Source organism: Chryseobacterium lathyri (assembly GCF_003290185.1).
In the GTDB taxonomy this organism is placed as follows: Bacteria; Bacteroidota; Bacteroidia; order Flavobacteriales; family Weeksellaceae; genus Chryseobacterium; species Chryseobacterium lathyri.
Genome location: NZ_QNFY01000020.1, coordinates 24,034 through 47,343, shown reverse-complemented (window position 1 = coordinate 47,343; position 23,310 = coordinate 24,034). Strand labels below are relative to the sequence as shown.

Annotated in this window: 25 protein-coding genes; 12 read left to right on the top strand and 13 right to left on the bottom strand. The window is 37.4% G+C overall.

Features of this window, described 5'->3' with window-relative positions; translation table 11 throughout:
• Nucleotides 1-82 precede the first annotated feature (82 nt).
• A complete protein-coding gene (locus DRF61_RS20970) occupies nucleotides 83-466 on the top strand; it encodes an acyl-CoA thioesterase (protein ID WP_111960756.1) in 384 nt (127 codons plus the stop codon).
• Nucleotides 467-618: 152 nt separating this feature from the next.
• Here DRF61_RS20970 and DRF61_RS20965 read toward each other — a convergent pair whose 3' ends face one another.
• Complete coding sequence (locus DRF61_RS20965) at nucleotides 619-1,209, bottom strand: HD domain-containing protein (protein WP_111960754.1); 591 nt, start codon at nucleotides 1,207-1,209, stop codon at nucleotides 619-621.
• A 10-nt stretch (nucleotides 1,210-1,219) separates the two neighbouring features.
• Nucleotides 1,220-1,900 (bottom strand): XAC2610-related protein, encoded by a 681-nt coding sequence (locus tag DRF61_RS20960; protein ID WP_111960752.1) that lies wholly within the window; start codon nucleotides 1,898-1,900, stop codon nucleotides 1,220-1,222.
• A 113-nt stretch (nucleotides 1,901-2,013) separates the two neighbouring features.
• Here DRF61_RS20960 and DRF61_RS20955 point away from each other — a divergent pair, with 113 nt between their 5' ends.
• The 6 genes from DRF61_RS20955 (at nucleotide 2,014) to DRF61_RS20930 (ending at nucleotide 8,218) form a co-directional block, all read left to right on the top strand.
• On the top strand, nucleotides 2,014-3,348 hold the full coding sequence (locus tag DRF61_RS20955) for a cytochrome P450 (protein WP_111960750.1): 1,335 nt from the start codon (nucleotides 2,014-2,016) through the stop codon (nucleotides 3,346-3,348).
• Between the two features lie 215 nt (nucleotides 3,349-3,563).
• Complete coding sequence (locus tag DRF61_RS20950; RefSeq protein WP_111960748.1) at nucleotides 3,564-3,893, top strand: PadR family transcriptional regulator; 330 nt, start codon at nucleotides 3,564-3,566, stop codon at nucleotides 3,891-3,893.
• An 11-nt stretch (nucleotides 3,894-3,904) separates the two neighbouring features.
• A complete protein-coding gene (locus tag DRF61_RS20945; RefSeq protein WP_111960746.1) occupies nucleotides 3,905-5,623 on the top strand; it encodes a PspC domain-containing protein in 1,719 nt (572 codons plus the stop codon).
• A 310-nt stretch (nucleotides 5,624-5,933) separates the two neighbouring features.
• A complete protein-coding gene (locus DRF61_RS20940) occupies nucleotides 5,934-6,536 on the top strand; it encodes a 1-acyl-sn-glycerol-3-phosphate acyltransferase (protein WP_111960744.1) in 603 nt (200 codons plus the stop codon).
• 87 nt (nucleotides 6,537-6,623) lie between these two features.
• Complete coding sequence (locus DRF61_RS20935; RefSeq protein WP_111960742.1) at nucleotides 6,624-7,055, top strand: PaaI family thioesterase; 432 nt, start codon at nucleotides 6,624-6,626, stop codon at nucleotides 7,053-7,055.
• A gap of 197 nt (nucleotides 7,056-7,252) precedes the next feature.
• On the top strand, nucleotides 7,253-8,218 hold the full coding sequence (locus DRF61_RS20930) for a chorismate-binding protein (protein ID WP_111960740.1): 966 nt from the start codon (nucleotides 7,253-7,255) through the stop codon (nucleotides 8,216-8,218).
• 187 nt (nucleotides 8,219-8,405) lie between these two features.
• Here DRF61_RS20930 and DRF61_RS20925 read toward each other — a convergent pair whose 3' ends face one another.
• The 11 genes from DRF61_RS20925 to DRF61_RS20875 all read right to left on the bottom strand — a co-directional run bounded on the left by DRF61_RS20925 (nucleotide 8,406) and on the right by DRF61_RS20875 (nucleotide 18,708).
• Nucleotides 8,406-8,600, bottom strand: coding sequence for a hypothetical protein (locus tag DRF61_RS20925; protein WP_111960738.1), 195 nt, complete (start codon nucleotides 8,598-8,600; stop codon nucleotides 8,406-8,408).
• Between the two features lie 5 nt (nucleotides 8,601-8,605).
• Complete coding sequence (locus DRF61_RS20920) at nucleotides 8,606-9,208, bottom strand: MarC family protein (protein ID WP_111960736.1); 603 nt, start codon at nucleotides 9,206-9,208, stop codon at nucleotides 8,606-8,608.
• 44 nt (nucleotides 9,209-9,252) lie between these two features.
• Nucleotides 9,253-10,992, bottom strand: coding sequence for a BatD family protein (locus tag DRF61_RS20915; protein ID WP_111960734.1), 1,740 nt, complete (start codon nucleotides 10,990-10,992; stop codon nucleotides 9,253-9,255).
• Nucleotides 10,992-11,741, bottom strand: coding sequence for a tetratricopeptide repeat protein (locus DRF61_RS20910; protein ID WP_111960732.1), 750 nt, complete (start codon nucleotides 11,739-11,741; stop codon nucleotides 10,992-10,994). The genes DRF61_RS20915 and DRF61_RS20910 overlap by 1 nt, the downstream gene beginning before the upstream one ends.
• Before the next feature lie 101 nt (nucleotides 11,742-11,842).
• Entirely contained in the window at nucleotides 11,843-12,850 is a 1,008-nt protein-coding gene (locus DRF61_RS20905; RefSeq protein WP_111960730.1) for a vWA domain-containing protein, read from the bottom strand.
• Nucleotides 12,850-13,842 (bottom strand): VWA domain-containing protein, encoded by a 993-nt coding sequence (locus tag DRF61_RS20900; protein ID WP_111960728.1) that lies wholly within the window; start codon nucleotides 13,840-13,842, stop codon nucleotides 12,850-12,852. Before DRF61_RS20900 ends, DRF61_RS20905 begins: the two co-directional genes overlap by 1 nt.
• Nucleotides 13,835-14,731 (bottom strand): BatD family protein, encoded by an 897-nt coding sequence (locus DRF61_RS20895; protein WP_373865970.1) that lies wholly within the window; start codon nucleotides 14,729-14,731, stop codon nucleotides 13,835-13,837. Before DRF61_RS20895 ends, DRF61_RS20900 begins: the two co-directional genes overlap by 8 nt.
• Before the next feature lie 44 nt (nucleotides 14,732-14,775).
• Nucleotides 14,776-15,639, bottom strand: coding sequence for a DUF58 domain-containing protein (locus DRF61_RS20890; RefSeq protein WP_111960724.1), 864 nt, complete (start codon nucleotides 15,637-15,639; stop codon nucleotides 14,776-14,778).
• Between the two features lie 76 nt (nucleotides 15,640-15,715).
• Nucleotides 15,716-16,174 carry a GNAT family N-acetyltransferase gene (locus DRF61_RS20885; RefSeq protein ID WP_111960722.1) on the bottom strand — a complete coding sequence of 153 codons (459 nt, stop codon included), beginning with the start codon at nucleotides 16,172-16,174 and terminating at the stop codon, nucleotides 15,716-15,718.
• Nucleotides 16,174-17,178 carry an AAA family ATPase gene (locus DRF61_RS20880; RefSeq protein ID WP_111960720.1) on the bottom strand — a complete coding sequence of 335 codons (1,005 nt, stop codon included), beginning with the start codon at nucleotides 17,176-17,178 and terminating at the stop codon, nucleotides 16,174-16,176. Before DRF61_RS20880 ends, DRF61_RS20885 begins: the two co-directional genes overlap by 1 nt.
• Nucleotides 17,179-17,412: 234 nt before the next feature.
• Nucleotides 17,413-18,708 (bottom strand): hypothetical protein, encoded by a 1,296-nt coding sequence (locus DRF61_RS20875; RefSeq protein ID WP_146897203.1) that lies wholly within the window; start codon nucleotides 18,706-18,708, stop codon nucleotides 17,413-17,415.
• Nucleotides 18,709-18,912: 204 nt separating this feature from the next.
• Between DRF61_RS20875 and DRF61_RS20870 the strand changes: the two genes are divergently transcribed.
• The 5 genes from DRF61_RS20870 (at nucleotide 18,913) to DRF61_RS20850 (ending at nucleotide 23,303) form a co-directional block, all read left to right on the top strand.
• Nucleotides 18,913-20,181, top strand: coding sequence for a peptide-N-glycosidase F-related protein (locus DRF61_RS20870; protein ID WP_167409454.1), 1,269 nt, complete (start codon nucleotides 18,913-18,915; stop codon nucleotides 20,179-20,181).
• Between the two features lie 251 nt (nucleotides 20,182-20,432).
• The gene (locus DRF61_RS20865; protein WP_111960714.1) at nucleotides 20,433-20,906 is read left to right on the top strand and encodes a DinB family protein; all 474 of its coding nucleotides are present in this window, start codon (nucleotides 20,433-20,435) and stop codon (nucleotides 20,904-20,906) included.
• Between the two features lie 37 nt (nucleotides 20,907-20,943).
• A complete protein-coding gene (locus DRF61_RS20860; protein ID WP_111960712.1) occupies nucleotides 20,944-21,336 on the top strand; it encodes a four helix bundle protein in 393 nt (130 codons plus the stop codon).
• A gap of 70 nt (nucleotides 21,337-21,406) precedes the next feature.
• Nucleotides 21,407-22,156 (top strand): 23S rRNA (guanosine(2251)-2'-O)-methyltransferase RlmB, encoded by a 750-nt coding sequence (gene rlmB / locus DRF61_RS20855; RefSeq protein ID WP_111960710.1) that lies wholly within the window; start codon nucleotides 21,407-21,409, stop codon nucleotides 22,154-22,156.
• Nucleotides 22,157-22,253: 97 nt separating this feature from the next.
• A complete protein-coding gene (locus DRF61_RS20850) occupies nucleotides 22,254-23,303 on the top strand; it encodes a DUF6263 family protein (protein ID WP_111960708.1) in 1,050 nt (349 codons plus the stop codon).
• The last annotated feature ends 7 nt before the right edge of the window (nucleotides 23,304-23,310 follow it).

The window sequence follows — 23,310 nt, the reverse complement described above, 5'->3', positions numbered from 1 at the left end:
CTGCTTCAGGGATTCTCCATGATTCCTGTCACTGTTCTGTTATTTTGATATTATTTCATTTCGCATTAATTAATAATGAAATATGACTACAGAAGAAAGAATTGCAGCATCCGAGACCAGAATTTTTAAAGCGGTTTTTCCCAACACTACCAATCACTATGACACTCTTTTCGGAGGTACTGCCATGCAGCTGATGGATGAAGTAGCTTTTATCACTGCAACCCGTTTTGCAAGAAAAAGAGTGGTAACTGTAAGCAGCGATAAGATCGATTTTAAAAAGCCTATCCCTGCAGGAACCATTGTAGAGCTGATCGGAAAAGTTGACTATGTCGGAAAAACCAGCATGAAAGTGAATGTAGAAATCTATACGGAGCAAATGTACTCGTATGAAAGAGAAAGAGCCATTGTGGGTGATTTCACTTTTGTAGCGATTGATGAGTTTAAAAAACCGATAAGAATAATGTAAAGAATAAGTTTCGGGCGGCCTTTGGCCGCCCGAAACTCTTTATAAGGTACAAAAAAATTGTATTTATAAAATTGTATTATTCTGATAAGTTAAACGCTCTTGTTTATCTTAAAAAACAGCAGTTTTAATTTTAATTTTTTTTTGCGATAAATCTACCGAACAACCTTGTCAGTATCCAAGCTTCTGATCAGTAATGTCTCAAAGGCCTCTCCCATCTCATCCGATGCCCTCCTAATAGCATTTTCCAGCATGTTTCTGATCTGCTTTTCAGTCACACCGGCTTCCGTCCAGCTTCTTCCTGAAGTGTGTGAATTTAAGATAAACGGCATGATACGGTCAATGGCGCAGGCAAAAATAGCGTCCGGTGTTTTTTCTTCCTCAAATTCAAGCCATAATTCAAAGAACTCGGTACGCAAAGGTTCATCAAGGATTCCAAAGATTTTCTGCGCTGAAATCTTTTCCCTTTCGAATTTTCCTACCATCGCCTGTTCATCAAAAAGGAAAGTATCTCCTGCTTCTATTTCCACTAAATCATGAATGGAAAGCATTCTTATGACCCTTAAAAGATCAATATCTGCACGGTTTTTAGCATACGGATAAAGGATCTGCGCCAAAATAATGATCTGCCATGAGTGTTCGGCCGTATTTTCCCTTCTGGAATCATCGGCATTGTAATTTCTTCTCTGTACGTTTTTCAGGGCATCCACTGCCAGGATAAAATCGATCTCCTTTTGTATTTCCATTTCTTTTTTATTATTTGGATAATTTTTTAACGATCCATTTATTATTAATCTTTTCTCTAACAGTCACTTTCGTTTTTTCATCACTGAAATCACTGATTTTTTCGTAAACCAGATCTAATCCTTTGTTGGGAATCACCTGATATTCGTAGGTGTAATGTAGAGATGCGCCGGATCTGGCATAAGTGGTCAATCGTTTCCGTTTGGAATCTACATCAAACATTCCCTGATAGGAGCTGGCAATTTCAGTAAGTTCTTTACTCAGAACAAATTGTTTCTTTGTGGAATTAAATACATACACATCAAAGGAGGCACTGCCATAGTTTCCGCCACTGCCGTTTCTTATGGCTACATCTTCCGTCCCGTCAAAATTGAAATCTCCAAAAACCACAGGATCATCATGGACCATTCCGTGGGTTAGTGTTGTTACACTGGTGCTTGACGGTTTCGCCTCTTTTTCAAAATACATGACAAAATCTCCGGAAGCAAGAGTCTGTAGCTTCTCTCCGTTTTTACTGAACAGTATGATAGCAGCGTTATTTCTACAGGCATCAGCCTGACATTCTTCAACTGTAACCTCTGCGTTATATTTCCTGGATGCATCTTCGATGGCAAAACGATATTGCCCGAAACAAAGAGGTCCAAGCAGTATCAATGCTGACAGCGACCTGTATAATGTGGTTGTATTGATCATGGGTGATTTTTATGCATTAGTTTTTCAACAAATTCTATGCAAAAATAGGGGTTTTGGCTGAAAGCTATTTTATATAAGAGATTAGTTGTATTTTTAATGGAAATATCTGTAATATGTCTCCAGAATTCAATTATCCAACGGAAATTAAAGGAACAAGAAAGCTGTATTCTTTATTTAAAGGAATAAAAAATCCGTTAGAGGTTATTACCGGAAACCACAAAATTGCAGGAGATAATTACTATATCAAAACCAATTTCACCAATAAGAACTTTATTTTTTCTCAGGATAAAGAATTCACAGAATATATTTTAAAGCAAAATCATAAAAACTATTACAAATCTGAGATCCAATCAATCACTTTAGGAAAGTACCTGGGAAACGGTTTGCTCACGAATAACGGAAAAGACTGGCTGAAACAGAGAAGGCTGATCCAACCTGGTTTCAGCAAAACGAAAATCACCAACCTGGTTTCAATTATGGAAGAGGAAATTGATAAAGCTTTTCATTCATTCCAGCCTGGGCAGGATATAGATCTTTATGATTTCTTTCATAAGCTCGCTTTTAATATTGTCGCAAAAACTCTTTTCAGCTCTGATATTGGTGAAACCCAGGTGAAAGAACTCGGTAAAATCATTACAGAAGTTCAGGAAGTTTTCGCCAAAGAGGTTCGCCTGCCTTTTTATTCTAAAATTTTAAAAGTTTTGGGCATTATAGACAAAACTATTGAAAAAAGCGAAAGGTCAAAAGCTATTATTCAAGGAGTTTTGGATAAACGGAAAAGTTCAGGAGAAGAGAAAGATGATTTGCTGAACATGCTTATCCAAACACGATATGAAGATACGCAACTTCCGATGTCTGATGAGCAATTGGTCGATGAAATGCTTATCCTTTTCATCGCCGGTCACGAAACAACCGCTAATGCGTTAAGCTTTATCTTTTTTGAAATCAGTCAAAGTCCTGAAGCTGAGGAAAAATTAAAAAAAGAGATTGCAGACGAGGGGGAAATGGTTTTTACGTCTGAAAGTTTAATGAAAAAGTCTTTTACTTTAAATATCATCAAAGAAGCTATGCGGTTGCATTCTCCTGCCTGGGCTATTGATCGTCAGGCTTTGGAAAATGATCATTTTAAAGAATATTCCTGGCCGAAAGATACTTTAATCATACTATATATCACCGGTCTTCACAGAAATCCTAAATATTGGACAGACCCGAACTCTTTCATTCCGGAGCGTTTTGATGATGAAAATGCCAAAAATTTCGCTTACTACCCTTTTGGTTCCGGGCCCAGGCTTTGTATTGGTGAACACTTTGCCATTATGGAAATGGCTCTTATCATCCGTAAATTCTACAAAAAATTCAGTTTTATATCCTATCAGAAAGCATTGAAGAAAAAAGCTCTTGTTACTTTAAGACCTACCAGCTTAAAAGGAAAAATTAGTAAAAGTTGACCTGGTTTTCTTTAAAATTCTCATATCTAAAAATCATCAATAAAAATAATTAATTTGATTTTCAATTAGTTACATAATTTATTTATATTTTTTCACTACTTTGTATTGCATATTACCATTTTAATTACATATCTTTGTAATGTAAAATCGGAATAGGTTCATCTAGCTAGGAACATTATTCTGAAACTATAACTAATTAACAAAACTTATTAAAGATGAATACTGAAAATACCAAAGCGCAAATGCGCAAAGGAATTCTGGAATTCTGTATTTTAAGTCTCATCAACCATCGTGAAATGTATGTTTCCGACCTTATCGATGAACTTAAAAAAGGAAAACTGGATGTAGTGGAAGGAACCCTCTATCCTCTCCTTACAAGACTGAAAAATGGCGAGTTCCTTTCCTACAGATGGGAAGAATCTACAGGAGGACCACCAAGAAAATACTACCAGATTACAGAAAAAGGCAAGCTTTTCTTGGACGAACTTCAAAATACCTGGGCAGAGCTGACAACATCAGTAAACCAAATTACTCAAAAAATTTAAAAAACAAAGCTATGAACAAGACACTCTCAATAGGACTCGCAGGTTTTTCTTTCACTATAGAAGAACACGCATATATAAAGCTCAGCGATTACCTGAATGCACTGAGAAGCTCACTGGATGCTTCAGAAGAGGAGGAGGTAATGCATGATATAGAAATAAGAATGGTAGAAATCTTCAGAGATTCTTTAGGAAAACGTGAAGTTGTAAATGATTCTGATGTAGAAAAAGTAATTGCTCAGATCGGAACTCCGGAAAAAATTGAAGAGCAGGAAGAGGCTTATTTTTCTGAGAAAAATACTAAAAAAACAACTCAGTCAGGAACGGAATATACAGACAAAAAACAGTTGTTCCGTGATCCTGAAAGACAAAAGATCGCTGGGGTATGTGCTGGACTTGCTCATTATGTAGGAATGGACATTACAGCAATGAGAGCCATCTGGCTTGGAATCTTTGTACTGGGGATCTTCACGGCAGCTATCTCTTCTTCACTGATTGGTCTTCTTTATGTAATTCTCTGGATCGTACTTCCAAAAGCAGAAACAGCAGCAGATTTCCTGAAAATGAAGGGAAAGCCTATGAACTTCGACAATCTTAAGAATGAGTCTAATAAATTGGTTCAGTTTGCCAATGAATCTACTCAGAGAGTCGGGGAAATGTACAACGAATCCAAACCTTACATTGACAATGCAGGCAGCGGTATCTGGAATATTCTGAAATACTTTGTAGGAGCAATCTTTGTATTGATGGCTATTGGAAGCATCATCGGTATATTTGTAATCTTTGGATTATTTGGTATGGATGCAGATTTCCCAGGAGCTAATGAGATGAGATTCTATATGGATGACAACGGTCTGGATAAAGTATTGGTCGCTATCATGATCATCGGATGTTTAATTCCTACTATCCTTTTCAGTTTGTTAAGCATCAAAATATTCTCACCGAAGACTAAACTTAGAAATATCGGATGGGTAATCGGAGGACTGTTTCTTTTACTGATAGGTCTTGGAACTTATTTCGGAGTAAGCATGGCTAAGAAAAATCTGATCTATAAAGGAAGTAAGGAAGATACCGAGAATATTGCCATCAATACTACATCGGATACGCTTTATGTAGATTTGAAACAGGTGAATATTCCTCAGAACTTCACAGCCTATGACGATGATATTTATTCTGATAAAAAAACAGTTTACAAAGAAGATTATGTATATGTAGAAGTAACAAGAAAGCCTGAGGTAAAAACACCTTACCTGATCATCAAAAAAGAAGGAAATGGCTATAATGTTCCGGTTCAGATTAATGTTCCTGTAGAAATAGTGGGTAACAAGGTAATGCTTCCTAACTACATCAAATATCCGTATGAGCACAGATTCAGACATTACAGAGTAGATTATGAGCTGGTAGTTCCTCAAAATGCAGTAGTAATTCCATTGAAAAAAGATAAAATGGATTTTGACGGAGATCTGAACGGAGACGGCATCAATGATGACGACCAGGATCAGGACGAAAACGGTAATATCAGAATTGAAAAGAATAAGATTTCTGTAAATGGTTCTACCATAGAATATAACTCTAATGATAAAGACAGCATTATCATCAATGGGAAAAAAGTTCCGAATAACCAGGCAGACCAGGTAATTGATTCTATGAAGTCCAGCATCAAAAAGATGAACAAAAACGTGGACATCAAAATCAAAGACGGAAAAGACGAAATTTCCATACAAACTAAATAATTAACTTCAGAGAGTGCAGAAGGTGTGAATGGAAGGCAACCGTTTGAAATTCACACTCTTCTTCTCTCAGAAATCAGAAAAAATATTATTATTTAGTTCGCTATGTTAAAAAAATGTTATACATTCGTATAGTTAAAAATAATTAACCAAATCATTAAAAAACACCTTAACCATGGTACAAGTTGCACTAGAAATTGTTATGAAAATCGTAGATTTAATCAGCGGTTTGTTTTAAGAGCGATAATATTTCAATATATTTGTAAAGTATAACCAGTTTGGTTATACTTTTTTGTTTTTAATCTAAAGATATATGAAAAAACTGATAGGTAAACTGATGTTAAAGATGCTGGGCTGGAAAGTCGTTCTGCAGGGCGATGTGAATAGTCTGAACCGATGTATCCTTGTGGTAGCACCCCATACCCACAACATGGAATATCTGTTAGGAAATCTTGCCTATTGGTCTTTAGAAAAACCTTTAAAAATCATCATCAAAGATGCCCACACCAAAGCATGGTACGGAAGTCTTGTAAAAGGGCTTGGCGGTATTGGTATCGACAGAAGCCAGAAAAATGATCTGGTGAATTTTGTTGCCAGACAGTTCGAAAAAGAAGATTTCAGCCTTGTTATTACTCCTGAAGGAACCAGAAGCTGGGTTCCGAAGTGGAGAAAAGGTTTTTATCATATGGCATTGGCCGCAAAAGTACCGATTGTTCTGGCAGCGGGTGATTTCAAAAGAAATATCGTGTATTTAGGCTATACCATACCTTATGAAAGGATCGCTTCAGTTCCTTTTTCCGAGATCATGGAAGAAATTCAGGATTACTATGTAAAATATGATATTGTTCCTAAAATCCCTGCGAACTGGAACCCGAATATTATGGGAGCTGGCAACGAAGAAGAAGTTAGAAGTTAGAAGTTAGAAGTTAGAAGTTAACGAAATTACTCTTTACTCTCTTAATCATTATTTATTATTTATCAATCATCATTCATCACTTATACAATGAAAGGTCAGACTAAAGAAGAGCTCCTTACGTTCTTAAACAACTGGGGAGAAAATATAACATTAGCAAAAACACTTGAAATACAGTTCATCGATATTGACGTTGAAAATGAAACTTTAACTGCCACAATGCCGGTACAGCCAAAGGTACATCAACCTTTCGGAATCCTGCACGGAGGGGCAAGCTGCGTACTTGCTGAAACCTTGGGTTCAAGCCTGTCCAATATGTTTATCGACGGCAGCAAATATTACGGGGTGGGAACCAATATCAATTCCAACCACCTAAAAAGTAAAAAAGATGGAGTCGTAACAGCTACAGCACGTTTCATCAGAAAGGGAAAAACCATGCATGTTTCTGAAATTGAGATCAGAGATGAAAAAGGTGTACTGATCAATCATACTACGATGACGAACAATATTCTTCTGAGATAATTCAAAATATCAACAAAAAATAAAAGACTCAAAAAATTTGGGTCTTTTTTAATACGTTTATGACAAATATTTCATAAAAACAGCTCTTTTAATTTTGACAGTTTTAAGACTAATAATACCTTTGCTGAAAGGAAAATCAACTTGGGAATTTCCTACTGTATTTCCGGGTGGTGATTTTCAAAACCTATTCATAACCCATGATTTATTTCAAACTTCCTTTCAACGAAACATTATATTCAACTGATCAGAAACAAAACGGTGAATCTGTGAGTTTTCATTCCTTTGACCTGTTGAGGCAGATCAGTTTTGAAGGCAATATTACTCATGCTTCCGAACAGTTTGATCAGTCCGACATCACCAATGAAACCCTGTTGAAAGACGAAAGCTTTTTCAATGCAGAAACCAAGGAGGAGTATATTAGCAAACTTCATCAGGTCATTAGCGTTATTAAAGATCATCAGCTTCCAAAACTGGTGTATTCAAGAAGGAAGATCTTCAAAGACTTTAGCGGGATAGATTTCAAAGAAAGTTTTAAAAAACTATGCACATCCTACCCAAACGCATTCAGATATATCTTCAATAATGGGCAGCATGCCTGGATGGGGGCTTTTTCAGAGACTCTGGGGAAATTTAACAAAACAACCCATGAGTTTGAAACCATGAGCCTGGCGGGAACTCTTCCTGTATCCGAAGAATGGACAGAAAAAGAAATTGAAGAGCAAAAACCTGTAACTTCCTATATTCAGGATACCCTTAAAAACTATTCCGGCAATATTGAGATATCAGAGACCTACGACCATATTTCCGGAAATATAAAACACCTAAGGACAGATTTTAAAGCTCATATTAAGCCTGAAGATCTGGACAGCCTCATCAATGAGCTCCATCCTACTCCGGCAGTCTGCGGAATTCCAAAGGATTTCTGTAAAAAAAGTATTCAGGAGCTTGAAAAATTTCCCCGCGAGCTGTATTCCGGCTTCATTAAAGTGGAAACAGAGGAGAGTATCATGTATTTTGTCAACCTGCGATGTGCAAGACTTTACAAAGATTCTGTACACGTATTTGTAGGCGGCGGCATCACGGCTCAGAGCAGTCCGGAAAAAGAATGGCGGGAAACAGAACTGAAATCGGAGGCCATTTTAAAGAACCTGGTGGTTTCTTAAAATACAGATAATAGTGGACTTCTGGAACATCAGTCACCAGTAACAGACCCAAATTTTCTATAATGGATTTAAAATAAAGAAGAGTATTGTAGGTAGCTGAAGACCTCGAAGTACCTCTCTCGAAACAAAACAAAAAACCTCCTTCCAACGAAAGAGGTTTTATTATATAGAATAATGTAATTCTGAATTATTTCTTAGCTCCAATCCTACTCCATGTATCCAGTACAAAAAGCAAAATCAGACCTAGAACTGCTGAAGCGATTGAAAATACAAACTTCAGGTTATCTTCTGATAAAAGATCCGTCTGCCAGTCCAATGCATAAAGATTGATGGCAATAAAAACGATAAACACAACTAGAAATACTTTATAAAACTTCTGCATGATTCTTAAAAATTAATATAGTTCAGCACCAATTGGGCAAAGTTTGCGGTAAATAATTTTATTGAAATAGCCAAAAGGATGATCCCGAAAACCTTCTGAAGAATAGACAGGGTAGCTTCCCCCATTTTGTTTTCCAGCCATTTCGCTGATTTCAGCACCAAATATACGAAAATTGTATTGAGAATGATTCCCAAAATAATATTAATATCATGAAATTCAGCTCTGAGAGATAAGGTGGTTGTTAGTGTTCCTGCTCCTGCAACCAACGGAAACGCAATGGGAACAATGGATGCAGCCTTTGCTTCGGTGGTCTTGTTGATCTCAATACCTAAAATCATTTCAAGGGCTATGATAAAAATCACAAAAGCTCCTGCAATGGCAAAGGAATTCACATCTACCCCAATCAGCTTAAGAATTTTGTTTCCTACAAAAAGAAAAACAATCATAATTGCACCGGCAGTAATGGATGCTTTTCCAGCTTCTATCTGACCAAACTTCTGCTGAAGGCTTACGACAATAGGAACAGAGCCAATAATATCGATTACGGCAAAAAGAACCATAAAGCAGGTAACGATCTCTTTAATAGAGAAATCATTAAATATTTCCATCTCTTTGTAATTAATAATTTCGCAAAAATATGAAAAAAGATTGATTATTTGCTAATTCGTGAATACAAATTAACAACTGCTTTTAGAAGCTCTTCCATACCTTCTGGTGATTTCAGAGGGGAGTATTTCTCCATTTGAATTCTTTGCAGCAAATTTCTGTATTCTTCAGCAACAGAAAGTCCTTTATGCCTTTCTAGGAATACCCTGAAATCCTGTGAAGAACTCTGAAAATACTGCTTTCTGACCTCCATATCCATTTCCTCCATAGTGTCAAAAAACTTTTCATAATCTCCGGTATCCTTAAGATTCTCAAGATAACTGAAATAATCGTTAATATCCGTTTTCAACGTTTCTCTGATCTGTTTTTCTGTTTCAGCCACAGAACCAAGAGGTTTCGGAGATGCCGTTTCTTTAACTAACGTTCGTTTTTTTTGCCATGTCTTAAATAACAGGTACATAATAAATAACCCGATAAGAATAGAAATATTGGTTAAAAGGATGTTCCAATGGAATTTAGTCTTTTCCTTTACTTTAAATGTTGTTGTCTTCAGAACAGGAGTATCTACCGTTTCCAAAAGCGTGTTGGTATATTCGTTTACCTTTTCAACTGTGGTACGTGATTCCAGGATCTGGTCATGGGAAAATGCGTTCAGGGCAAGCGTTTTGTTTCCAAGGTCCACATATTCGTGACTGGCCGGATTAAAAAATGCGAACTGCTCGGTCTGTACCGAAATGGCACCTGCTTTTTTAGGAATAATAACATAATTAGCCAGGATCTCTCCTTTCATTCCTGTAGTTCCGGGAGCCACTTTGGATGTAATTTTAGGCGTAAAGACTTCATAATCCGGAGATGCTATGATTTTGGGAAGATGCATATCCGGAAGATTTCCTTCTCCTGAAACTTTAACAATAACGTTGATTGGTTTGTCGACCTCTATTTTTTCCTTTGATGCATTATATACATTCACGTTGAAGTTACCCACTGCATTTTTAAAATATTCAGGCGATCCCTCCGGAAGCTTTTTTACATTAAGTTTTACTTTATTGGAAACAATTTTATTTTTATTCGAATAAGAGCTTACCGATGCCGACACCGCCGGCACATCTACATACCCTGATTCATTAGGAAAAACCATAAATACTGCCACAACCTGGGAAGCCATGTTTCCGGTATCTGAAGGATCTATCTCGGACTTGCTGAAGCTTATAGGATGTACATTAAGGTTATTCTGACGTGGAAGGCGAACATCTTTCACCTTTCTCAAATTGTCCACGTTTTTAGAGTAAACCTTCAATACGGCTACTGTGGGCTGGTCTTGGTAAACTTCACGGTCTTCGATCTCCATATTCAGATAGACTTCGCTGGAGGTATTACCTGCAAGAGACCTTCTTTCAATAATATCTTTTATATTGATATCAAAAGGTTCTGTTTTATAGATCTTATTATTAACCGTTACGAGTACGGAACCAATCTTGATTTTACCTTTCTTTTTAGGTTCAAGAGCAATTCTGGATATTTTTTGAGTAACAAGCGTATTGGTGGCAGGATCAATTAATGTATTGGTCATTGATCCGCTCCCTATAATATTGAATTTCGAAAGGTCAGGCAGCTGAAAACGAGTTTGAGGCTCAAGATCCACCCCATTAAGCTCAAGAACAATCGTAAGATTTACAACATCTTTCCCATTGTATTCCGCTTTATCAGATTCCATGAACAGGTTCACCTGTCCGTAAGAAATTACGGATGCTAAAAGGAATAATATGTAAATCAGTTTCTGTTGCATCACCAATCTTTTTCGTTGCTCTGAGGCATCGAATAAGAATTCTTGTTTAAGATTCTTCTGGCGGTTTCTTTTTCTTTTTCGTTGACTTTATCTAATATAGCATTTTCAAGATTCTTAGGCATTTTTCCTTCATTATCCTGGTTCTGCTTAGGGGTATTTCCCTGCTCGCTTTCCCCTTCGTTCTGCTGGCCATTACCCTGATCCTGCTTTTGATCTTTTTGGTCACCTTTCTGATCATCATTTTTATTCTGATCATTTCCTCCTCCGCCTTTTCCCGAATTGTTCTGTTCGTTTTTCTGCTTCTGCTGTTTTTCTTTTTCTTTCAGCTTGGCAATTTCATAATTCTTTCTGGTTGCTTCATTATAAGGATTCTGCTTCAGAGCCTGCTTATAATAGTCTGCCGCTTTTTCCGGTTGGTTCATCTGCATGTAGGTATTGCCCAGATTATGAAGAGCGGCCGTTTTATCCGGCAGCGTCTGCGAAAGCTTCTGTGCTTTGTCAAATTCTGCTTTAGCCTCCTCATACTTTTTGCTTTTATACAATGCATTACCCAGATTGTAATGAGCTGTAAAGTCTTTTTCATTTTCTTTTACAGCCTCCATATACTTGGAAGAAGCACCATCATAGTCTTTACCGTTGAATTTCTGATTACCTTCATAAACTAAAGTTCTATAGTTTTCCTGCCCAAACAGTATGTTTGAGAATGAAAAAGCAATAAGAAACGATAAAAAAATGATTTTAGTATTCATTACTTGCAAAATTATTCCTTTATATGTTAATAAACAGACTTCTATTTGTTAAAGTTCGGTTAAAGTACTTATTTAAAATCTTGATAAACAAAGTGTAAAAATTAAATATTGAAATCTTTTTTCGGATTCAAGATATAAATTAAAAAGAAAAAGAAAATAGAAACTATTAAAAAGTATTGATAATAGTGATTGGCATTCTGGGACTTTACCAAAGTCTGCGCAGATGAGGATTTTTTACTCACGGCATCAATGATCTTATCGGGAGCTTCATTGATGTTATTTCCGTCCACATAATCTCCTCCTGTAGATTCTGCCATCTTTTTAAGGGCCTGTGTCTGTCTCTTGGAGATCACTGTTCCGCCATCCATATCGGTCTTATAGCCCATCAGCTGTCCGAAGACATATTCCGGAACCGGCGCCCCTTCATCCGTCCCTATTCCTACCGATGTTATGGAGATCCCTTCTTTATTGGCCAGTCTTATCGCAGCATTATCATTGCCTTCATTATCTTCTCCGTCACTTAACAGAATGACTTTTCTTGAACCTTTGCTTACATTTTTAAATTTTTCTGCTGCAGCCTGCATTCCTTTCAGGAAATCAGTTCCCTGGATCTTCATAGAATTTGTTTCTACTGCACTTATGTAGGTTTCTGCGGTTCCATAATCAGTGGTAAGTGGCATAATAGAGACTGCTTCACCCGCAAAGATCACAATACCTATCTTATCATTCTTCATCTTCTGCATGGTACTCAGCATCAGGTTTTTCGCCTCTGTAAGACGGCTGGGATCAATATCTTCCGCATTCATAGAATTGGAGACATCCAGCATAAATATCACATTATTAAGCCGTTGATTGGTTTTTACTTCTTCGGAACCGTTCAGCAAATCTATGATCGAAAATATTAGAAAAAGCGTTCCCAAAAGATATAAAGCCGGAAAGAATTTTGTAAACCCGGATTTTTTTTCGAACAGGCTGTCATGAAAGCGGCTGTCTGCAAAGGTCTCTCTCTTTTTCTTCTTCCATCTTAAAAAACGGATCAGAAAGAAAGACAGCAGCGGCAGCAGCAACAGCAAAAGTAAATACCAGTAATTTCCTAACGACCAATTCATCAGCTTAAAAATTTATATAATACCCATCGCAGCAGTGCATCAAAAAACAGCATTCCCAATGCGATCCAAAGGAAAATTTTAAAATATTCATCATAGTTATACAGCTTGGCAACCTTGATATCAGTCTTCTCCAATTGGTTGATCTCATCGTATACTTCTTCCAGGCTACTGTTGGAAGTGGCTCTGAAATATCTTCCTCCCGTCGTCTGTGCTACTTCTCTCAAGGTGTTTTCATCAATCGTAACTTCTGTTTCTGTAAAGATCAGGTCTCCGAAAATATCCTGTGAGGTAGGCATCAGCGCAAAACCGTTGGTTCCTATCCCAATGGCATATACTTTTATATTATTATTTTTGGCAAGTTCTGCAGCAAGCTGTGGAGGAATTGCATTCTGAATATTGCTTACTCCGTCTGTCATAAGAATAACCACCTTACTTTTAGCTTTGCTTTTGATAAGATGATTTACCGCTACAGAAAGTCCTTCTCCGATAGCTGTTCCCGGTTCAAGACCTGCAGAATTAAGGTTTTTAATTTCATCAATAACCACCTGATGATCAGAAGTTACCGGTACTTTGGTAAAAGCTTCTGCAGCATAAGCTACTACTCCTATCCTGTCATTCGGACGCTTCTGGACAAATTTTACGGCAATATCTTTTAATGCAGTAATACGGTCCGGCGTAAGGTCTTTGGCTAGCATACTCAGAGAAACGTCTATGGAAAGCATAATATCTACACCTTTAGTATCGTCTCTGTCCTGAGAGACTGTAAAAGTTCTCGGTCTGGCCATCGCAATAATCAATGCAGAAAGGATAATATATTTCGAAAACTTAAGCAGAACAAGCACAGCACGGATTCCCCCGCTGCCTTCCATATTTTGGACAGTAGGGACTTTTATCCCTTTCTTTTTCTTCCCTCCCGTATCTTTAATAAAAAGGGGAATAAACAGCAGAAAAAGCAGCAGGAACCACGGACTGTAAAATTCAAAATCAGGCATCCTTTCTTAAGTTTTCAAATTCTAAATCTTTCGATGATCTCTTCACAAAATCGCGGATATCTGCAAAATCTTTTTCCATAGTAGTCTGATCAGGGAAAGTCTTGGCAAATTTCACCAGATCTCCTCTTAAAAATACATCTTCCACTATTCTTTCATTTTCCTGTGAAATGGTATTGTTTTTCTTCATGACGTCAATAAGATCATCTGTAAGAAGAACATCCGCCGGAAGATGATATTGTTTGGCAATAAATTTTCTGGATATGTCTATCAGTTCAACATAGAATGAACGGAAATCACCTCCTTCAATATACTTTTTCTTTTTTAGGGAGTCCAGTTCCTTTAAAGTCTGGTTAGTGGCAACAGCCGGTGAACTTTTAGATTTTCTGCCCCATTTAATAAACATGATAATGGCAATAATCAGAGCAATCCCGGCTAAAGCAGCGAGAATATAAAATTTATAGAGCTCCCAGTAATCTTTTGCTTCAAGCTTTACTTCCTTATTGTTCATGATATCATTGATCTGGTCTGCCTTTTGGGCTGTATTCACCACATCAATCTCATAAGGAATGGTTTTTAGAATTTTACCTCCTACATTAAATTCCAGCTCAGGAATAGTAAATTTTCCTTCTTCATACACTGAAAATTCAATTTTTCTTTCGTAGGAATTCTGGTTTTGTCCGATACTGTCTTTAATTTCTTCAAAATGGAAAGGCAAGAGTTCATTTTTAGGAGCGGAAATTACCTGCAGCTCATGAACATTGTCTATTTTAATAACCAGATGGTTAACCTCACCTAAGGCAAGGGTTTTCTTTTCCAAATTGGAAGATAATATCTGCGAAAAAGCATTTCCACAGATTAAAAAAGAAAGTATGAATAATATTTTTTTCAATTTCAAATAATAATAGTTGAGGCCGGAGCCTTTGTTATTGATATTTACTTCTTCTGGAAATAATGATAGAGCATTTTAGAATAATCGGCACCCGTGTTCATATTCATAAAACTGGCTGAGCTGTTGGCAAAATCTTCTTCCAGCGCCCGGACTTTCTGCTTCTGGGCTTCTGCAAACGTATACCTCCATCTTGCACTGGAAGTATTGGCCCAGACTTCTTTTCCTGTTTCAGCATCATACAGAAGAGCATAGCCTACATCAGGAATTTCACTATCTTTTTCGTCATAGATCCTCATGCCCAGCAACTGATGCTTTTTTGAAGCCACTCTAAGCATTTTGGAATCATAAGTATCTTCAAAGTCTGAAAACAGAAAAACCAGAGACTTTCTTTTAAAAATGCCCATCATATATTCCATAGCTTTATCAATCTTTGATACAGCCGGGACATAATCTGCTGTCAGAATATTGCTGATAATAGAAAGAATATGTTTTCTGCCTTTTTGGGGCGGAATTACTTTATATACTTTATCTGCAAACAGGATCAGCCCCACTTTGTCATTATTTCCTGCCGCTGAAAACCCGAGGCTGGCAGCAATTTCTGCTACATATTCCCTTTTCAGCTGGTTTTTGGTTCCGTAATCCATAGAGGCGGAAATATCTACCAAAATCATCATGGTCAGCTCTCTTTCCTCTTCCATTACCTTTACGAACGGTTCCCGGAAACGGGCTGTTTTATTCCAGTCGATTCTTCTGATCTCGTCTCCGAACTGATACGGACGGACTTCCGAGAAAGTCATCCCCTGTCCTTTAAAAGCACTGTGATACTGTCCCATAAGCGAAGCTTCCGTCTTCTTTCGGGTACGGATCTCTATCTGCTTTACTTTTTTTACAATATCTTTTATTTCCATACATTCGTTGCTGATTTAGGATTGCAGGGGGCTTGTGCGACACACTTCCATCTCCCATCTTCCTTACTTTCTAACTTTAATCCTTCAATTCAATCGAAACATTCAGCCATTCATTATCAAATTTTGGGCTGTATTTCTTATAAAAATTAATAGCGGGTTCATTCCAGTTCAATACCTGGAAAACCATTCCGCTGTATTGGTTTGCTTTTCCATATTCCAAAGTGGCATCAAACAAAAGTTTTCCGATCTGTTTTCCTCTCATTTTTTCGGTCACTACCAGATCTTCAAGATACAGCCTTCTTCCTTTCCAGGTTGAAAACCGGTCATAATATAGGGAAATTCCTACAATTTCATTGTTCAGCTCAGCAACGAAAGCTCCCCAAACCGGAGATTTTCCGAAGCCGTCCTCTGTAAATTCATCCAGTGTTATAGTCACCTCATGAAGTGCCTTTTCATATTCTGCAAGTTCCTGGATCAGCTCCAGCATGGGAGCGCAATCTTCCCGGACAGCTTTCCTGATAATCACTTCACTCATTATGGTGCCTGTATTTTTGCTAAAATCCTGTTGACAATCTCTTCTGATGAAATTTCTTCTGCTTCCGCTTCAAAGGTAAGACCAATTCTATGTCTTAGTACATCCTGAGCCAACGCTTTTACATCTTCAGGAATAACAAAAGCTCTTCCCTTTAGGAATGCATAGGTTCTGGATGCAATGGCAAGGTTGATGGATGCTCTCGGAGAAGCTCCGAACCCGATATAGTTTTTAAGCTCAGAAAGTCCGTAATTTTCCGGATAACGTGTTGCAAAAACCATATCCAGAATATATTTTTCGATCTTTTCATCCAGATAGATCTGGTTGATCAGTTCTTTGGCATCTACAATATCCTGCAGTGATATTACAGGTTTAATAACAGGCTGATGAGAGGTAGAAACCATTCTCATAACTGTTCTTTCGTCTTCAAAGTTCGGGTAATCTATTTTACACTTCAGCATAAAGCGGTCGCTCTGTGCTTCAGGTAAAAGATAAGTTCCTTCCTGATCGATCGGGTTTTGGGTGGCCAGCACAAGAAACGGTTTCGGAAGTTTCATGGTTTCATCACCAATCGTTACCTGTTTTTCCTGCATTACTTCCAGCAATGCCGACTGTACTTTTGCCGGCGCACGGTTGATCTCATCCGCCAGTACAAAGTTGGCAAAAACAGGACCTTTTTTTATTGAAAAATCGTTGTCTTTGATATTGAAGATCATCGTTCCCACCACATCTGCCGGAAGCAGATCGGGTGTAAACTGTATCCTGGAAAATTCACCGTGAACAGCTTCTGCCAGGGTTTTAATCGCTAAAGTTTTTGCCAGTCCCGGCACTCCTTCCAAAAGGACATGCCCATTACCTAGAAGACCTACCAAAAGGCGGTCTATCATATATTCCTGGCCAATAATCACTTTATTGATTTCCTGTCTGAGAAGGGAAAATAAGTAATTCTTTTCTTTTACTTTTTCCGTCAACTGGCGGATATCTTCAGCTTGATATGTATCTGACATAGCTTTAATTAAAAATAGGTGGTAAATTTCTGATAAATACTGGCATTAATCAACATAATGAATGCCATATTAGAGTTAAAGTTTGTTAAATATTCCTTTATTAATAACGTATCCAAATAACAGACAGGAATTTGTGGTGCTGTTTCTTTTTAAAACAGTTTGCTTCTCTGAAACATATTTATTCCAATGACAACTCAGGTTATCATTGAAAGCATTGCAATAAGTGTTTGCAGACTAAAGTTTAGTAATGCTAATGGTAAAAACATTTTCCGGCATATCAACCGTTTCTTCATAGGCTCCGACATTGATAAAATATTCGGTTCCTGCGGTTGTTGTAAATGTATAGGTTTCTGCAGCTCCGCCTCCGCCGTTGTCTACTGCATTTACACAGGCCAGATTTCCACATGCACCGCTGTAGATATCCATCTGAGGATCATAAGCACTGCCTGCAGGCATGGTTATTTTAACAGTAAACTGACCACCATCCCCGGTAAATCTGAACCAGGTCCCGTCGTTCATTGCATCAGGACACGTGGTTATAAATCCGCCATTGTTAGTGGCAGATACAGCATCACTCTGAGTATAGGTGTAAGGAAAAGCAGCTGCTGCCAAAGCTCCGGAACACGTATCATTAACAGGTACGGGAGGAACTGTAGTAAAAATAACATCCGCACAGCCGGAAGATGTAAGATTCCCAGTAACGGAAGTGACCTTCAGATAATAAGTAGTATTCGGATTAAGAGGAGCTGAAGGAGAAAAATCTGTAGCAGTTACTACCTGCTGATTAATAACATCTGTACCTCCCGCACTTGTTCCTAATGAAATTTTATAAGAATCGGCTCCGGAAACAGGAAGCCATTTAAAATTTGGAGTTAAAGAAACAAATTGGGCATTATTGATCGGATAATTAACAAAAGGACATGCCGGTGTAGAGCCAGGTGTTAATCCTGAAATTGTCACTGCAGCTTTATAATCCGCTCTTATTCCTCCGGGTGGAGTCGCAGGGTCAACGATCATACGGTCTCCTTTATAATAAAGAGTTGAATTCTGGATATGCGGATAAACACGAAAGGCTTCATCAAAATTATTAATATCAATACTTTGAGAATTTTCCTTTGCAGCGATCACTAAATTATCACTGTTATTATAGGCAAATGGTGTTGTAAAAGTAACTTCAACCTTATTATTAGTTTTGGTTACGGTACCTGCAAATACCTGAGTCAGCTGTGAAGCTGGAATCCAGTCTGTTCCGGATATAAAGGATGTTTTAGTGGTATGCCCGACATAAACCGTCCAATCCGAAGAATCATTAATGCTGGCCAAAGGGTCTACATAAAAGGTAAGACCCGTAATATTTCCCGCTGCAGCTGCATTTAATTCCTGTTTGGGATAGATCTGCTGAACATATGAATATGAAAAAAAACTACTTATAGGGGCCGTTCCGACATTTGAGCTTCCAATGTTTAAATTGATTTGGGCATTAAGCATTAAAGCTATCGATAACAAAGATAAAAGTAAAATTTTTTTCATTATTGATTAATTAATATTGAACATTGCGCTAATTTAATTATAAAATTTCAATTTTTCAACAAAACATGAATTATAAATACAATATAATAATATTTTAAACGAATATTTAATATATTTGTGGTAAACACCAACAATATGTATCAAAAGCTATTTTTTACAAGTATTCTTTTTGCAGGGCTTTTTCAATCGCAAACAACAAGCAGAATGAATTTGATTTCAGATGCAGTGTATTATGACGGTTACGCAGCCACAGTATCCGATCCGGTACCTGCCGGCCTCATCAGATTATCAAATACCAGATACGCCAGAAAACTTACAGATGCTGAACTGAACTCCTTTAAGGCAAAAATTGCCATGAGAGTGACTATAGGTGCTTTGTGTGATAATTATGACCGTCTGGGAAGCGTATATTTAGCCATGATACCTAAAAACCAGCCTACTTACACTATTAACGATGCGAATGTGAAAAGAATTGAGGTTGGCAGGTACATTACCCCATTTATGAGCAAAAACCGAAGCCCTACTGAGGTTCCTTATACATATGACTTAAGTAATTTATACAGCATATTTCATGATACCACATTACGTGCTTCTTATGATATGTATATGGAACTGGACGTTTTTGGTGTTCCTTATGCAGCTCAAACACAGGTTGCAGGATGTGCCGGCAGGATCGATGTCTTTTCAGGAACGCTTACCTTCTTTTCGACAGATGCAGGAGCCACACCCACAGACTACAACGCTCTAGTTCCTGTATTAACTTATAGCAGATTAAATAATTATAACAGCACCGATGTTCCTGGTGAAACCGTTAGAATCGTCAGTTTCAATCTTCCTAATGCAGTCACCAATGCCCGCTTCTATGTGATATCCACTCCTCACGGTGCCAACAGTGGTGGTGAAGAATATGTTAGAAGGCAGAATTACACCTATATAGATGATGTACAAATGCTTACCTATACTCCCGGAGGAATTTCCTGCGAACCGTTCAGGGTGTACAATACACAAGGCAATGGAATTTATGGAACAGTCCCAAAATCACTTACAGAATGGACTTCATGGAATAACTGGTGTCCGGGTAACTCAGTTCCTGTCAGAGGCTTTACAATGCCCACTATAACCGCTGGAAATCACACCCTTAAACATACAATTCCAACTGCTGTTTTTAATCAACAGCAGGGAGATGTCTATTTATCCGTCTACATGCAGGGGAAAAGCAGTGCCGCTTTGGACGTAAAGGACATTAAGACCGTAGATGTCAGCATATACCCTAATCCTACGGCTGATTTCGTCAATATAAGATCCAAAACAGATGTAGCTTCGATAAGCCTTTTCAGTATTGACGGGAAAAAATTAGCTGAAACTCGCGGGGAAAACAGAATAGACATTTCAACGTATACTGCAGGAGTCTATTTTCTGAATATTGTTATGAAGGATGGAATAACATTCAAACATAAAATCATCAAAAAATAAAAAAATTCTAATTCGGCGTGACATTTCCGGAATTACTATCATATTAACACCATACTCAGATTGTTTGAATTTGAAAAAAGTAAAAAGCTCTTTTGAATACTTTTCAGAGGAGTTTTTTTACGATCGACAAAAAGAACACAGCAATTAACATCTTTTTTCAGCATTTAAGAACATTTAATTCAATCCCTTATCCAAAAAATTGTCACTTCCAGTTTATTAAACTATTTTTGGTGATTAAAAATTTTTGCAAAATGAATTATCATTTTCAAGCACACAGACAAGTGAGAAAGAACCTTTTAAGTATTCTGCAGAACAATTCCCATGAAGATCTTCTGCTGATTCCTGACGGTTTCAATAACAATATGTACTGGAATATTGCGCATACGGTTGCTACCCAGCAGCTCCTGCATTATTATCTTAGCGGAAATCCTTTCAGAATAGATAAATATTGGATCGAAACCTACAAAAAAGGAACTCTTCCTAACCTGAATGTACAAAAATCTGAAGTGGAAGACCTTGAGTTTTTACTCACTGAAACTTCAAAGATTTTAATGAAAGATTATGACAGCGACTTTTTTTCAGACTATACACCTTACACAACCAGTTTTGGAATGGATCTGAAAAGCATCCAGGATGCCATTATCTTCAACAATATGCATGAAAGCCTACATTATGGCTATATCATGGCACAAAAAAGAGCAATACTTGGAGAGAACGGAAGATAGTTTAAAATTCAAAGTTTAAGATTTAAAGTTTAATGCTATGGGAACAATCAGAAGGTTTGAGGATTTAGAAATCTGGCAACTGTCCCGAGAACTTTGTAAAGAAGTTTATAATATTATTAAATCCACTGATCTTAAAAATAATTTTAAACTTTGTGCTCAAATTGACAGCTCTTCTGGTTCCATTATGGATAATATTGCCGAAGGCTTTGAGAGAAATGGCAATAAAGAATTTATTCAGTTTCTTTCTATTGCAAAAGCTTCATGTGGAGAAACAAGATCACAGCTGTACCGGGTTTTTGATAGAAATTTCATAACTCAGGAACTTTTTGAGGCTCTACTTGAACGAACAGAAATATTAAGTAAAAAGATTAGCTCTTTTATAAAATATTTAAAAATAACAGATTTAAAAGGAACAAAGTATAAACCCTAAACTTCAGATGTAATCATTGAACTTTAAACCATAAACTTTGAACCTAGAACATACAAATTTAGACAACTTAATGAAAGACGATTTTATTTTCGGGCTGCGTCCCGTAATTGAAGCTATTGAAGCGGGAAAAACGATTGACAAGATCTTTGTGCAGAATGCACTTCAAGGTCCTATTTATGCTGAGCTGAAAACGATTTTAGCCAAAAATAAAATTCGTCCCAACTATGTTCCAATTGAAAAGCTGAACCGTTTTACAAGAAAAAACCACCAGGGGGTGGTTGCTTTTATTTCAGATGTTCCGTTTCACAGAGTGGAAGATATTGTTCCACAACTGTTCGAGGAAGGAAAAACACCTTTCCTTTTAATCCTTGACAGACTTACAGATGTGAGAAACTTCGGAGCGATCTGCAGAACAGCAGAATGTGTAGGGATAGATGCCATTATTATTCCTGAAAAAGGAGGAGCACCTATCAATTCAGATGCCATTAAAACGTCTGCGGGAGCACTTTACAATATCAAGATCTGTAAGGAACCGAATCTTGCGCATGCCGTAGATTTCCTTCAGCAGAGCGGTATTTCCGTATTTGCCGCTACCGAGAAAGCTCAGAAACTTATCTATGATGTGAATTTCACAGAACCTTGCGCTATTGTAATGGGGAATGAGGAAACCGGAATCTCTAAGGAGGTTATGCATCATTCAGACGAAAAAATAAAACTTCCTATCGAAGGAAAAACACAGTCTCTGAATGTTTCTGTAGCATGTGGAGCCATTTTGTATGAAGCGGTAAGACAGAAAATCGTAGCAGCTCCAAATCTTTAATCGGTAACGAATAAGTATTTTATCGTAATGTTTTGTGGTATCGTTATTGATGCACAGAACGGAAATATCAGTAAAATTTAAACTTAAAAAAAATTAAATGAAAAACGTAGCAGCATTAATGCTTATCTCATCTATAGCTCTTGTATCTTGTAAAAAAGAAACAGCAACCATCACTAAAGTAGATCCTAAAACAGGAAAAACAGTTACGGTAGAGGTTCCTGCCGATTCCGTAGCTAAAGTGGCGGAAAATCCTGCCATTAAAGATTCTGCGGGAGTTTTCACTCAGACATTTAAACTGGAAAAAGGAAAAACCTATCCTCTTACCACCTACCAGAGAGATGTGAAAACAATGGAAGATCCTCAGGGAAAAACGATTACAGCAACCAGCGAATCTACGGATGAAATGAGCTTCACCGTTAATGATATCAAAGGGAATGTGTATGATATGACCCTTAATCTTGTAGCAAAAAGAAATTCGCAGAGTGCACAGGGTAAAACAGTAATCGTAGACACCAAACTGGCTATCCCGAAAGAAGATGACCTGAAAATGATCTGGAATATCAACAAAGCCTTGACCGGGAATAAGCTTAACATGAAGATGGATACTAAAGGAAATGTAGTTTCTATCACAGGTTTTGATGCTGTTTATACCAAAGTTGCCGCTGCTGTAGGAACCCTGATCAAAGATGCCAATCAGAAAGCAAGCGTTGTAGCCAGTCTTAAAGAAACTTTCAATGAAAAAGTCTTGAAAGACCAGCTGAATAAAAACTTAACGATTATTCCTAAAAAAGGAGTGAAAATCGGTGAAAAATGGACTACTTCTGAAAACGCAGATCCAAGCGGAAGCGTTAAAGTAACTTCAAACTATGTACTGAAAAGTGTAGGAAACGGAGCGGCAGAAATTTCTGTAACAGGAGGAATTCCTAAAAAGACAGAAAAGAAGACGCAGGGACCTATCACACACAGTCTTAGCAGTGAGCTTTCCCAGAACGGAACCATTAAGTTTGACCAAAGTACAGGATGGATTACCAACCAGAACATTGATGTAAAAACAACACAGGTTGAGACTATTTCAGACGGAAAACAGTCACAGTCTATGAAAAGTATTTCCAAATCTTCTGTAATGGTCAATCCTTCTGCAAAATAATTGAATT

What these genes read in the sequence shown, in the direction of transcription:
- DRF61_RS20965 (WP_111960754.1), bottom strand. Translation starts at nt 1,209, where the DNA reads ATGGAAATACAAAAGGAGATCGATTTTATCCTGGCAGTGGATGCCCTG.
- DRF61_RS20930 (WP_111960740.1), top strand. Translation starts at nt 7,253, where the DNA reads ATGATTTATTTCAAACTTCCTTTCAACGAAACATTATATTCAACTGAT.
- DRF61_RS20900 (WP_111960728.1), bottom strand. Translation starts at nt 13,842, where the DNA reads ATGCCTGATTTTGAATTTTACAGTCCGTGGTTCCTGCTGCTTTTTCTG.
- rlmB (WP_111960710.1), top strand. Translation starts at nt 21,407, where the DNA reads ATGAAAGACGATTTTATTTTCGGGCTGCGTCCCGTAATTGAAGCTATT.
- DRF61_RS20950 (WP_111960748.1), top strand. Translation starts at nt 3,564, where the DNA reads ATGAATACTGAAAATACCAAAGCGCAAATGCGCAAAGGAATTCTGGAA.
- DRF61_RS20910 (WP_111960732.1), bottom strand. Translation starts at nt 11,741, where the DNA reads ATGAATACTAAAATCATTTTTTTATCGTTTCTTATTGCTTTTTCATTC.
- DRF61_RS20870 (WP_167409454.1), top strand. Translation starts at nt 18,913, where the DNA reads ATGAATTTGATTTCAGATGCAGTGTATTATGACGGTTACGCAGCCACA.
- DRF61_RS20915 (WP_111960734.1), bottom strand. Translation starts at nt 10,992, where the DNA reads ATGCAACAGAAACTGATTTACATATTATTCCTTTTAGCATCCGTAATT.
- DRF61_RS20945 (WP_111960746.1), top strand. Translation starts at nt 3,905, where the DNA reads ATGAACAAGACACTCTCAATAGGACTCGCAGGTTTTTCTTTCACTATA.
- DRF61_RS20890 (WP_111960724.1), bottom strand. Translation starts at nt 15,639, where the DNA reads ATGGAAATAAAAGATATTGTAAAAAAAGTAAAGCAGATAGAGATCCGT.
- DRF61_RS20880 (WP_111960720.1), bottom strand. Translation starts at nt 17,178, where the DNA reads ATGTCAGATACATATCAAGCTGAAGATATCCGCCAGTTGACGGAAAAA.
- DRF61_RS20865 (WP_111960714.1), top strand. Translation starts at nt 20,433, where the DNA reads ATGAATTATCATTTTCAAGCACACAGACAAGTGAGAAAGAACCTTTTA.
- DRF61_RS20905 (WP_111960730.1), bottom strand. Translation starts at nt 12,850, where the DNA reads ATGAATTGGTCGTTAGGAAATTACTGGTATTTACTTTTGCTGTTGCTG.
- DRF61_RS20970 (WP_111960756.1), top strand. Translation starts at nt 83, where the DNA reads ATGACTACAGAAGAAAGAATTGCAGCATCCGAGACCAGAATTTTTAAA.
- DRF61_RS20885 (WP_111960722.1), bottom strand. Translation starts at nt 16,174, where the DNA reads ATGAGTGAAGTGATTATCAGGAAAGCTGTCCGGGAAGATTGCGCTCCC.
- DRF61_RS20860 (WP_111960712.1), top strand. Translation starts at nt 20,944, where the DNA reads ATGGGAACAATCAGAAGGTTTGAGGATTTAGAAATCTGGCAACTGTCC.
- DRF61_RS20960 (WP_111960752.1), bottom strand. Translation starts at nt 1,900, where the DNA reads ATGATCAATACAACCACATTATACAGGTCGCTGTCAGCATTGATACTG.
- DRF61_RS20850 (WP_111960708.1), top strand. Translation starts at nt 22,254, where the DNA reads ATGAAAAACGTAGCAGCATTAATGCTTATCTCATCTATAGCTCTTGTA.
- DRF61_RS20920 (WP_111960736.1), bottom strand. Translation starts at nt 9,208, where the DNA reads ATGGAAATATTTAATGATTTCTCTATTAAAGAGATCGTTACCTGCTTT.
- DRF61_RS20875 (WP_146897203.1), bottom strand. Translation starts at nt 18,708, where the DNA reads ATGAAAAAAATTTTACTTTTATCTTTGTTATCGATAGCTTTAATGCTT.
- DRF61_RS20935 (WP_111960742.1), top strand. Translation starts at nt 6,624, where the DNA reads ATGAAAGGTCAGACTAAAGAAGAGCTCCTTACGTTCTTAAACAACTGG.
- DRF61_RS20955 (WP_111960750.1), top strand. Translation starts at nt 2,014, where the DNA reads ATGTCTCCAGAATTCAATTATCCAACGGAAATTAAAGGAACAAGAAAG.
- DRF61_RS20940 (WP_111960744.1), top strand. Translation starts at nt 5,934, where the DNA reads ATGAAAAAACTGATAGGTAAACTGATGTTAAAGATGCTGGGCTGGAAA.
- DRF61_RS20925 (WP_111960738.1), bottom strand. Translation starts at nt 8,600, where the DNA reads ATGCAGAAGTTTTATAAAGTATTTCTAGTTGTGTTTATCGTTTTTATT.